This is a genomic window from Moheibacter stercoris (assembly GCF_040545805.1).
Taxonomy (GTDB): domain Bacteria; phylum Bacteroidota; class Bacteroidia; order Flavobacteriales; family Weeksellaceae; genus Moheibacter; species Moheibacter stercoris.
Window position 1 is genome coordinate 25,956 of the sequence record NZ_JBEPMO010000021.1, and the last position, 8,966, is coordinate 34,921.

The 8,966-nt window shown below is 38.2% G+C and carries 6 protein-coding genes; all 6 read left to right on the top strand.

Features of this window, described 5'->3' with window-relative positions; genetic code table 11:
- The first annotated feature begins 152 nt into the window (after positions 1-152).
- Genes ABID46_RS12190 through ABID46_RS12215 form a run of 6 tightly spaced genes read left to right on the top strand, consistent with a single transcriptional unit; the run spans position 153 to position 8,811 of the window.
- Positions 153-1,586 carry a c-type cytochrome gene (locus ABID46_RS12190; protein ID WP_354510497.1) on the top strand — a complete coding sequence of 478 codons (1,434 nt, stop codon included), beginning with the start codon at positions 153-155 and terminating at the stop codon, positions 1,584-1,586.
- A 19-nt stretch (positions 1,587-1,605) separates the two neighbouring features.
- Entirely contained in the window at positions 1,606-4,794 is a 3,189-nt protein-coding gene (locus tag ABID46_RS12195) for a TAT-variant-translocated molybdopterin oxidoreductase (protein ID WP_354510499.1), read from the top strand.
- A 29-nt stretch (positions 4,795-4,823) separates the two neighbouring features.
- Positions 4,824-6,230: an NrfD/PsrC family molybdoenzyme membrane anchor subunit gene (nrfD, locus tag ABID46_RS12200; protein ID WP_354510501.1), complete on the top strand. Its 1,407-nt coding sequence runs from the start codon at positions 4,824-4,826 to the stop codon at positions 6,228-6,230.
- On the top strand, positions 6,217-6,750 hold the full coding sequence (locus ABID46_RS12205) for a DUF3341 domain-containing protein (protein WP_354510509.1): 534 nt from the start codon (positions 6,217-6,219) through the stop codon (positions 6,748-6,750). Before nrfD ends, ABID46_RS12205 begins: the two co-directional genes overlap by 14 nt.
- Positions 6,751-6,757: 7 nt before the next feature.
- A complete protein-coding gene (locus tag ABID46_RS12210; protein ID WP_354510503.1) occupies positions 6,758-7,444 on the top strand; it encodes a c-type cytochrome in 687 nt (228 codons plus the stop codon).
- 14 nt (positions 7,445-7,458) lie between these two features.
- Positions 7,459-8,811 carry a hypothetical protein gene (locus tag ABID46_RS12215; RefSeq protein ID WP_354510505.1) on the top strand — a complete coding sequence of 451 codons (1,353 nt, stop codon included), beginning with the start codon at positions 7,459-7,461 and terminating at the stop codon, positions 8,809-8,811.
- Positions 8,812-8,966: the final 155 nt, after the last annotated feature.

Here is an 8,966-nt window from a genome sequence, read left to right on the forward strand (position 1 = left end):
GTTTAAAACCAAAGTTATTTAGAAACATTTTAAATTAACCAAAATGACAAACTTCATCATGAAAACCTTATGATTTTATTAAGGTTTGAGACTATTTTTGTCGGGTTAAATAGCATCATTTAACATTTGTAACCGAACTCAATGATTAGTTAATGAAGGCAAGATCACTTTACAAATTGCAATTTTTGAATCTGGCTATCTTTTTAGCCTTATTCTCATTCTCTTATTCTCAAGATGAAATTACAGGTGATGGAGGCAAAGGGTATGATTTGTTCCAAGCAAACTGTACGGCATGTCACCAAGTAGATGGACTTTTAATAGGTCCTGAATTGAGAAATGTTGTAACCCGCGTAAAAGAAGAAGGTGGGAAAGGAAGAGAATGGCTTCACGCTTGGATAAAAGACAATAAAGCATTGCGTGAATCTGGAGATGCGTATGCAAACGCATTGTATGAAAAGTACAACAAACAAGAAATGTTGGCTTTTCCAGCTTTAAGCGAACAAGATATAGATGATATCTTAACGTATACTAGCAATCCAGAAGCTGGGCAAGCTGCTTATGAAGAAGCGAAAAAAGCTGCTGCTGATAAACTTGCTGCAGAGAAAGCTGCGAAAGCAAATGCTGGAGGTGGAGTTTCAAGCGGTGTTGTCATCGTTGGTTTCTTTATTCTAGCAGTATTATTGGTATGGATTTTATCTAGATTAAATGCCTTAGTGAAATTGACTCGCGCTCAGGAATTGACTTCTGAAGAGGAAATGGCAGCGTTTGATTTCGCGAAATTCATCGAGAAATACAATACAGTATTCAAACTTTCTTTAGTAGGATTGGTTTTATTAACCCTATTTGGATTGTTTAACTTCATGATGGGAATTGGCGTTGATAAAGGATATGAGCCAGAACAACCAATCTATTTCTCTCACCAAGTTCACGCAGGTGTTCAGGGAATTGATTGTCAATATTGTCACTCAAGTGCGAAATATGGAAAAGTTTCGGGTATTCCTTCTCCTGATTTGTGTATGAATTGTCACAAAACAATCAAAGAATACAAAGGAGATTACTACGAAGAGCATTTAGTAGAAAGTGGGAAATTTGCATCTGCAGATGATGTGAAAGCATTCTATACTGGAGAAATTCAGAAAATGTACAAAGCAATCGGATGGGATCCAGCAACGAACCAATATACTGGTGAGCAAAGAGGAATCGAGTGGGTGAGAATTCACAACATGCCAGATTTCGTATACTTTAGCCACGCTCAACACGTTGTTGCAGGTGAAAAAGCTATCTTGAAAGCAATTGCAGATGGAACAATTCCAAATGCAGAAGAATTGAACTTACCTCAAAATAGTCAAGTATGTTTTGCTTGTCACGGGGATGTTTCGAAAATGGACGAAGTGAAAATGGCAAATCAATTTACAATGGGATGGTGTATCGAATGTCACCGTACTACTGAGGTTGATATGTCAAACGAATATAACAGTCAATACTACGCTGAGCTTCACGAGAAGTTGAAGAAAGAATATGGTGATGGAGCGAAAATCACTGTAGATGCGATCGGAGGTTTGGAATGTGGAAAATGTCATTATTAAAATAAATTAAGAGGTATAAATGGCTTCTAAGAAAACATATTGGAGAAGTATCGAAGAGTTAGACAACAAAGGTTTAACAGAGCAATTAGCGTCCAATGAATTTGCTGACCAAATTCCTGTAGAGGATTTCTTGGGAAACAAATCAGCAATGGAAGGAACGCAAACTTCGAGACGTGACTTTTTAAAATTATTAGGATTTAGTACTGCAGCTGTTACTTTGGCAGCTTGTGAGGCGCCTGTAATCAAATCAATCCCTTACGTAGTAAAACCGGAATCTGTGACCCCGGGTGTGCCAACTTGGTATGCTTCTACGATTTTTGATGGATACGATTATGCCAATGTTTTGGTGAAAACCAGAGAAGGTCGCCCTATCAGAATCAATGCTAATAAAAGTGCAAAATATTTTGGCTCTACCAATGCCAGAGTTCAAGCTTCTGTCTTGTCTTTGTATGATTCAGAGAAAGTAAGAGGTCCTTTGGTAAAGAGTGGATCTGATTTCAAACCTACTTCTTGGGCATCTATTGATGAGCAAGTTATGGGTAAACTGAAATCAGTTGGTGGAAAAAAAGTCGTTTTATTGACTTCTTCTATGCCAAGCCCAACAACCAAAAAGGTTATTGCTGACTTTAAAGCCAAATACCCAACAACAGAACACGTAGTTGTTGATGCAGTCAACTATTCACCTGCTTTAGATGCAGCGGAAGAAATGTACGGTCAACGTGTGTTACCTTTTTATGATTTATCTACTTCGGAATTGGTCGTTTCATTCAACGCTGATTTCTTAGGTGATTATAATGGAGGCGGATTTGAAGGAGGTTATGCTGCTGCTCGTAAACCAGGGAAAACAATGATACGCCACATTCAAGTGGAATCGAACCTGTCATTGACTGGAGCGAATTCAGATTCTCGTTATCCAATGAAACAAACCGATGTGTTGAAAACATTGGCTGAAGTTTACAAAGGATTAACTTCTGGAACTTCTGATAAAGTAGCTTCTGCGATTGTGAGTGAAATCAAATCGAAAGGAAGTAAAGCAGTTGTTTTAGCTGATGGAAACAAAGAAGCATTTGCTTTATGTTATGCAATTAACAGTTTGATTAATTCTGAAGCGGTTTCGAAAACGAAAGTTACTTTATTAAAAGAATCAAACGATAAAGCATTTGATCAATTCTTGGCAGATGCAAATGCTGGAAATGTAGGAGCGTTAATTACCTTCCAAGCAAATCCAGTGTACAATCATCCGAAATCAAAACAATTAATCTCGGCTTTTTCAAAAATCGGGTTAAAAGTGATGATGTCTGAGAAATTGGATGAAACAGCTCAGTATGCTGATGTTGTAGCACCAGTTCCTCACGTTTTAGAATCATGGAACGATATCAATCCAATCACAGGTGTGTATTCATTGCAACAACCTACGATTCAAAAGATTTTTGATACGCGTCAATTCCAAGATTCCTTATTAACATGGTTAAAAGATTCGTTAACAGAAACGGAAGCTGCAGAAACTTTGGTTACCAACCAAGATCCAAATAAAGTGGAATTGGTAATGCCAAAACCTGCATACCGTCAGCCTGTAACCGAATTCTACAAATACTTAAAAGCAAATTGGGAGTCTTCTATTTTAGGAACCTTAGGATATAGCTTCAACCAAGCCTTGTACAACGGTTTCAATGAATCAACTGAAACGACTTCATTGTCTGCTTCAGGAAGTGCGGCGGCTTATGCAGATAAATTAGCTTCTGCAAAAGCTTCGACTTGGGAATTACAATTGTACACTTCTTGTGCAATTGGTGATGGTACTCAAGCGAACAATCCTTGGTTACAAGAATTACCAGATCCAATTACAAGAGCTTCTTGGGATAATTATATTACGTTAAATCCAAACGATGCTCACCATTTCAACATCGAAATTTCTGAAAATGCGAACGTGAAAAACGGACGTATGCAATTCGATGGTGATTATGTTAACATCAAAGCAAATGGAGTTACCTTAAATGATGTTCCTGTGTTTATTCAGCCAGGTCAAGCCTTAGGAACTGTAGGTTTAGCTTTGGGTTATGGTAGAACACACGGAGGTAAAGTTTGCAAAGAAGTAGGGGTAAATGCTTATCCTTTGTATGCAAATGGGAACTTAGCAGTGTCGAATTTAACAATTGAACGTTCTAGCAAAGGAGGAAAGCATGAATTTGCTTGTATGCAGATGCAGAATACCTTGATGGGACGTTATGAAATAGCTCGTCAAGCTACTTTAGCAGATGTGTTGTCAAGACCTTCTGAAGAATGGAATGAACCAGCAGTTATGCCAACTTGGAGAGGGACATCTCCAGTAGGTGAGGTAGATATCTGGAGAACACATGATCGTTCTGCAGGTCCGCACTTTAATTTATCAATCGATTTAAATGCTTGTACAGGATGTGGTGCTTGTATCGTAGCTTGTCAAGCAGAAAACAATACAGCAGTTGTTGGTAAAGAAGAAATGAGAATGTCTCGTGATATGTATTGGTTAAGAATTGACCGTTACTATTCTGACGTTACCAACAATACAAGAACGCAAAAAGTTCAATTAGAAAACCTTACAGAAGACGCAAAAGAAGACAAAACAGAAGCGGCTATGTACAGAAGGTTGATCAAACCAGAGGCTGAAAATCCAGATGTGATTTTCCAACCTATGATGTGTCAACACTGTAACCATGCTCCTTGTGAAACGGTTTGTCCAGTAGCAGCTACTTCTCATGGTAAGCAAGGTCAAAACATGATGGCGTATAACCGTTGTGTGGGAACTCGTTACTGTGCTAACAACTGTCCGTATAAAGTAAGACGTTTCAACTGGTTCAACTATGCACAAAATGACAAATTTGATTTCAACATGAATGATGATTTAGGTCGAATGGTATTGAATCCAGATGTAGTTGTTCGTACGCGTGGGGTTATGGAAAAATGTTCTTTCTGTATCCAACAGACTCAGGCAGCTATCTTAAAAGCGAAAAAAGAAGGTAGACGTGTAACCGATGAAGAATTCAAAGATTCTGCGGCTTGTGCGGCAGCATGTGGATCGGGCGCAATGGTCTTCGGAGACGTTAATGACGACGCTAGTGAAGTGAAGAAATTGAGTGAAGAAGAAAGAGTTTACCGTGTGATTGAAGAATTGGGTACAAAACCAAACGTATTCTATCACGTGAAAGTAAAAAACAGAACAGAAAAGGCTTAAGTTTAATAAAGAAATAGTTAAAGAGAAATATGTCACATTACGAATCACCGGTTAGACAGCCCTTAATTATAGGACATAAATCCTACCATGATGTCACAGTAGACATTGCCAGACCGATTGAAGAAAAGTCTGGGAAATTATGGTGGCTAGCTTTTGGCATCGCATTGGTAACGTTCCTATATGGTTTAGGATGTATTGCTTACACAATCGGTACAGGTATTGGAGTTTGGGGATTGAATAGAACCATTGGATGGGCTTGGGATATTACCAACTTCGTTTGGTGGGTAGGTATTGGTCACGCGGGAACCTTGATTTCTGCCGTATTATTACTATTCCGTCAAAAATGGAGAATGTCAATCAACCGTTCAGCAGAGGCGATGACGATCTTTGCGGTTGTTCAGGCAGCTTTATTCCCTGTGATCCACATGGGGCGTCCATGGGTAGGGTATTGGGTTTTCCCAATTCCGAATAACTTCGGATCATTCTGGGTAAACTTTAACTCACCATTGTTATGGGACGTATTTGCGATCTCGACTTATTTCTCCGTATCAGTTGTTTTCTGGTACATGGGATTGATTCCAGATTTCGCAATGATTCGTGATAGAGCTAAAAAACCTTTCTCAAAGAAAATCTATGGTATTTTATCAATGGGATGGGGTGGAAAAGCGAAACATTGGCAAAGACACGAAGAATTATCTTTGGTTTTAGCAGGTTTATGTACACCTTTGGTATTCTCGGTACACACCATTGTATCTTTTGACTTCGCGACTTCGGTTATTAAAGGATGGCACTCAACTGTCTATCCGCCGTACTTCGTTGCGGGTGCGATTTTCTCTGGTTTCGCGATGGTACAAACCTTATTGAGCGTTATGCGTAAGGTGATGCATTTAGAAGCTTATATTACAAGAACACACATTGAATTAATGAATATCGTTATCATCGTAACAGGAGGGATGGTTGCTGTCGCTTATGCAACTGAATTCTGGGTAGGATGGTATTCTGGTAGCCGTTATGAAGACTTTACATATTTCTCTCCTGGAGCAGCTGTAGGACCTTATTGGTGGGCATTCTGGGCGTTGATTATCTGTAACGTTTTGGTTCCTGGATTGTTATGGATCCGTAAAATTAGAAGAAGTTATTTCTGGACATTCGTTATTTCGATTGTGGTAAACATCGGTATGTGGTTTGAGCGTTTTGATATCATTGTAATCAACTTGTCTCGTGACTATTTACCAGGAGGATGGACGATGTTCATGCCAACATTTGTTGACGTTGGTATCTTCATTGGAACAAACGGATTCTTCTTTGTGTTATTCTTATTGTACGCTCGTACATTCCCAGTTATTGCACAAGCTGAATTAAAGACGATTTTGAAATCATCAGGAGAAAGTTATAAAAAACATCATACAGAAGACGATCATCATCATGAGCACTAAAACAATATATGGACTTTTCGGTGACGATGACGATTTATTGAGAGCCGTAAAAAATTTCAATAAAGAAGGAATCGCAATTAAAGAAGTTTACACACCGTTTCCAGTTCACGGACTAGATAAAGCATTGGGTTTGAAGAAAACAAGAATTTCTGATGCCGCATTCTTTTACGGACTTTATGGAACTACTTTGGCAACAACTATGACTTGGTTTATGATGAACCATGATTGGCCACAAGATATTGGAGGGAAACCATCCTTTACTTGGTTGGAAAATATGCCAGCTTTCGTTCCGATCATGTTTGAGTTAACAGTTTTCTGTGCAGCTCACTTGATGTCCTTGACATTTTTAATTCGTAATAAATTATATCCAGGTGCTAGCGCTCAGAATCCTGATCCTAGAACTACTGACGATAAATTTTTAATGGAAATTGAGTCAAGCAATGTAGATAAAGTGAAAGAAGCATTTATCAACTCGGGAGCAGAAGAAGTAACAGTAAGAGATTTAACCCCGGTACAATAAGTTTAAAATGAAAAGAGGATTAATATATTTATTGCTAGTAGGAGTTGGCTTTTCTTTGAGCTCATGTTCAGACAAGAAAAGAGATCCAAGCATTGTATTCATGCCCGACATGTACTATCCTGTTGCGTATGATCCGTATATGGAAGCTGATTTTGAATATTGGCCAGAAAGAAACGGGGAGAAATCAAATGTAAAATTATTTGCAGATCAAAGAGGTATGACAGCTTTGTGGCCAGTTGATGGTTCTGTTGCTCGTACAGATGAACAAATGATTTTACCTTGGGATTTTAAAAATACGTTAGAAGATTATAATAGATCAAAATCGATCACTACGTCTCCTTTGGATCCTGCAAACAGAAAAAAGGATTTAGAAAGAGGTGAGAAATTATATGGTCAAACTTGTACCGTATGTCACGGAGCAGCAGGTGATGGTCAAGGTTCGATTGTAAAGACTAAAGCTTATTCAGGTGTTCCTACCTATGGAGAGCGTGACTTGACAGTTGGTTCTGTTTACCATGTGATCATGTACGGTAAAAACGCGATGGGTTCTTATGCTTCTCAATTAACACCAGTAGATCGTTGGAGAGTTGCTGAATATGTAATGAACTTACGTGCTAAAGCGCAACAAGCTTCTGGAGCAGCTGCGCCAACAGCTACAACTGAAACGACAACTGATAATACAAATCAACAATAAAGGAAAGAAATATCATGCAGTATAAGTTTTCCCCAAGATTGAAAATGGCTTCCTTAATACTTATTGTAGTAGGAGCATTAGTTTATGGAATTGGTTTATATCTTAACTTTCAAGATAAAGCAAACCCTAATTATATCACGGATTTGATTCAAGCAAATCCACAAGAATTCTACGGTGAATTTCAATCCGCAGAATTTCAAAAATTTAATCCAAAAGAAGATGGTGTCGTAAATTCTTATCAAAAGAAAATTTATGAGCACCAAGTTGCAAACCGCCCATGGGCTGCTTTCTTAGTTCCTTCTTATCTAGCTTTAGGTATGGCTGGAGCTGCCTTGTTCTTCTTATCAATCCAATTTGCAGCAAATGCTGGTTGGTCGATGGTTGTAACACGTGTGATGGAAGGTATAGCAACCTATATTCCAGTTGGAGGTGTCATAGTGTTGATCATTATGGTAGGTGCAGCATTGCACGGAAATCACCTTTACCACTGGATGGATACTTCTTTGATCGATGTGAATGGAGATCACTATGATAAATACATTGCGACGAAGTCTAAAATTTGGTTAAACGTTCCAGGCTGGATTGCACGTTCATTTATCTATGTAATTTTATGGTGGGTCTTCATGGTATGGATCAAAAGAACTACCAAAAAATTGGATGATACCAATGGTGACTTGAAAGTATATTCTCAATTGTACACTCGTTCAGTATTGTTCATCATCGTATTCGCATTAACAACTCCAGCGATGGCTTGGGACTGGATCATGTCTTTGGATCCACACTGGTATTCAACTTTGTTTATGTGGTACGGAATGGTATCTTACTTAGTATCGTCTGTAGCGGCTATGGCAATCATTTCAATTTATTTGAAAAGAAAAGGTTCTTTACCATTGTTCAATGATAACCATCAGCACGATTTAGCGAAATTCATGTTTGGATTCTCTTTATTGTGGACATACTTATGGTTTGCTCAGTATATGTTACAATGGTATGCAAACATTCCAGAGGAAGTTCAATATTTCCAACAACGTATCGTTCAGTACAAAGGTTATTTCTGGATGTTGGCTGTAAACTTTGTAGCAGTATTGTTGATCATGATCAGTTCATCTATAAAAAGAAGATCTACTTTGGTTTTCGTAATGGGATTTGTTATCATCTTAGGACACTACTGGGATTTCTACAACCAAATTATGCCAGCTGCTGTTGGAGCATTCCATAATTTTGGATTCTTAGAAATCGGAGCCTTGTTATTCGTAGCTGGAACATTTGTTTACACAGTATTCGAATACGGAATCTCTAGATTGAACTTAGAAGCAAAAGGACATCCTTACTTCCACGAATCAAAAATTTACGAATATCCTTTCTAAGCTATTCGTCGATATATGACTAGTCCTAAAATAGATTGACAGTTATTAACTATAATTTAGATCCGGAGAGATTTTATTTCTTCGGATTTTTTTGTGTCTTTTTTCTGGAGTTTCCATATTAAGACTTAGATGCGGTCTTATGTTATTATAAAGAT

What these genes read in the sequence shown, in the direction of transcription:
- ABID46_RS12190 (WP_354510497.1), top strand. Translation starts at nt 153, where the DNA reads ATGAAGGCAAGATCACTTTACAAATTGCAATTTTTGAATCTGGCTATC.
- ABID46_RS12195 (WP_354510499.1), top strand. Translation starts at nt 1,606, where the DNA reads ATGGCTTCTAAGAAAACATATTGGAGAAGTATCGAAGAGTTAGACAAC.
- nrfD (WP_354510501.1), top strand. Translation starts at nt 4,824, where the DNA reads ATGTCACATTACGAATCACCGGTTAGACAGCCCTTAATTATAGGACAT.
- ABID46_RS12210 (WP_354510503.1), top strand. Translation starts at nt 6,758, where the DNA reads ATGAAAAGAGGATTAATATATTTATTGCTAGTAGGAGTTGGCTTTTCT.
- ABID46_RS12215 (WP_354510505.1), top strand. Translation starts at nt 7,459, where the DNA reads ATGCAGTATAAGTTTTCCCCAAGATTGAAAATGGCTTCCTTAATACTT.